The organism is Dietzia sp. Cai40, from assembly GCF_014145165.1.
Classification (GTDB): Bacteria; Actinomycetota; Actinomycetes; order Mycobacteriales; family Mycobacteriaceae; genus Dietzia; species Dietzia natronolimnaea.
In genome coordinates, this window is record NZ_JAALEB010000464.1 from 1 (window position 1) to 2,362 (window position 2,362).

General features: G+C 70.2%; 2 protein-coding genes and 1 pseudogene. All 3 read right to left on the minus strand.

What is annotated here, in order from left to right; translation table 11 throughout:
* Positions 1–119: 119 nt before the first annotated feature.
* Complete coding sequence (locus G6022_RS15670; protein WP_179524986.1) at positions 120–629, minus strand: DUF3145 domain-containing protein; 510 nt, start codon at positions 627–629, stop codon at positions 120–122.
* 204 nt (positions 630–833) lie between these two features.
* A complete protein-coding gene (locus G6022_RS15675; RefSeq protein WP_179524985.1) occupies positions 834–1,709 on the minus strand; it encodes a serine hydrolase domain-containing protein in 876 nt (291 codons plus the stop codon).
* Positions 1,710–1,791: 82 nt separating this feature from the next.
* Positions 1,792–2,362 (minus strand): annotated as a pseudogene (locus G6022_RS15680) (hypothetical protein); the annotation flags it as partial.

A 2,362-nucleotide genomic window follows, 5' to 3' on the forward strand; every position in this document is an offset into this window, starting at 1 on the left:
GGCCCGCCCCGGCCCGCCCCGCGGCACGAGAACGCCCGCACCCCGAGAGGGTGCGGGCGTTCGTCGGCGAGTCGTCGTGAGTCGGGGATCGCCGACCGGAACCGGCCTGTCGGCGCTCGTCAGCCGACGCGGGAGAGCCAGGTGACCTCGGCAGCGGCGGGATGCCCGCGGAGCGGCTCCAGCGCGCGGTCCCATGCGGTGCCGAGTTCGGCGTCCACCGAGGCGTGGAACGCGGCGGGGCCTGCGGCCATGAGGTGCCGGAGCCTGTTCTCCCCGATCACCACGTCCCCGCTCGCGCCCGTCTGGCCTCGCCACATCCCGAGTTCCGGGGTGTGCGAGAAGCGTTCGCCGTCGACGAGGTCGCTCGGGTCCTCGGTGACCTCGAAGGCCAGCATCGACCACTTGGCCAGCGAATCGGCCAGGCGAGCACCGGTGCCGACCGGACCGATCCAGTCGACGATCGCCTTGCGGGCGCCCGGCTGGGCCGGCTGGTCCTCCCAACGCATGGCGGAGGACGCGTCGAGGGTGCTCGCGAGAGCCCACTCGACGTGAGGGCACAACGCGGTAGGCGCGGCATGGATGAACACCACGCCGGTCGTCGTATCCGCGAAATGGTTCAGATCAGACATCGCTTCACTCCCGACTCACTGAGGGACGTCTTCCCCAACGACCTCGCGATATCGTGTGAACGATGATTCGTATGTGGTTGTAGTACACAACTGTGCCTCAAGTGAACGAATTACACCAGCGACACTTCTGCATTCTCAGCAAAGTTACAGCACCGTAATCCCGCCGGTGTGAGTCCCCGGCGGCGTGTCGGCGAGGAGGGTGCGTCAGCCCCCGAGGGAGTCCTCCGGGCGGCTGCGACGGGTTGCGGCGTCCACCACCCTGTCCGACAACTCCGGCCACAGCGGTTTGGCCCAGTCCCCGAAGTCGCGGTCGGTGAGCACGACCAGGGCCGTCTCGATCTCGGGCTGCACCCACAGCAACGTGCCCGACTGTCCGAAGTGCCCGAAGGTCCCGGGAGAATTGTGCTGGCCGGTCCAGTGGGGATACTTGGCCTCCCGGAGTTCGAACCCCAGACCCCACGGACACGGTTTGTGCATTCCGTAACCGGGCACGACGCCGTCGAGGCCGCGGAACTGCTCGTTCACCGCCTCCTCCAGTGTCTCGGGCGCCAGGAGCCGCGGTGCCACGAGTTCGGTCGCGAAGGCGACCAGGTCGGCGAGGCTGGCCGAGGCGCCGTGTCCGGCCGAGCCCTCGAGCACCGTCGATCCCATCCCGAGCGGCTGACACACGGCCTCGGTGAGGTAGTCGGGGAAGGCGATCCCCGTGGCGTCGGCGATGTGGTCCGCGAGCACCTCGAAGCCGGCCGAGGAGTAGATGCGTCGCTCCCCCGGCCCGGCGCGCACCTTCCCGCGATCACTGAAGTCCAGACCGGATGCGTGGGCCAACAGGTGGCGGACGGTCGAGCCCTCGGGCCCGGCGGCCTCGTCGAGGGAGATCGCCTCCTCCTCGACAGCGAGGAGCGCGGCCACGGCCACTATCGGTTTGGTCACCGAGGCGAGACGGTAGACGCGGTCCTCGTCGCCACGCACGGCCAGGAGCCCCTCCGGACCGACGACCGCTGCCGAGACGTTGTCCACCGGCCAGTCCTCGACGGCCGCCAGGGCTGCGTCCAGCCGGTCTCGATCGAACTCGTCCGACATGTGATCCTCCCGGGTGATGTCAGATCGGGCCGTCGTCGGCCGGATCGTCTACAGCTGTGTGGTCAGTGTGTCAGCTCGGCGGTCACGTCCGCGGCACGTCGCGCCGACGGAACCCGACCAGCCCCGCGCCCACCAGGGCGACCGCCACAAGCAGCAGTACCGCCACCCCGATCGTGTCGACCGGCCCGACGGGGGCCCGCCCCACCGCACCGAACGGTGACCGGCGCATCTGGGACTCGGTGAGTCTGAGGGTGGGGCCCATGAACGTGACGACCGCGGAGACGGCGAACAGCGCCCAGGCCAGGGCCTGCATGCGGGGTACCCACCCGAACAGAGCTACCGACACCCCGACGAACACGAGCGCGGCCGGCACCTGCCAGGACCCGGCCGCGACGATGCGCCCCAGCGAGTCCGGGTCGTCGAGGGCGACGGAGGTGGCCAGCGCGAAGGCCGCGGAACCCGCCACCACGACCAGGACGGCGCCCGCGGCGACCACAGCGGTGTGCAGGGCCAACAGTGACCATCTCGAGCGGCCGGCCGCGAGTTCGAGCTCCAACCGTCCCGTGGTCTCCTCCCCCCGCAGTCCGCCGAGGGTCTGGAGGGCGAACCCCGCGCCGAGGATCCCGACGAACACGACGAGCATCTGCACGAGG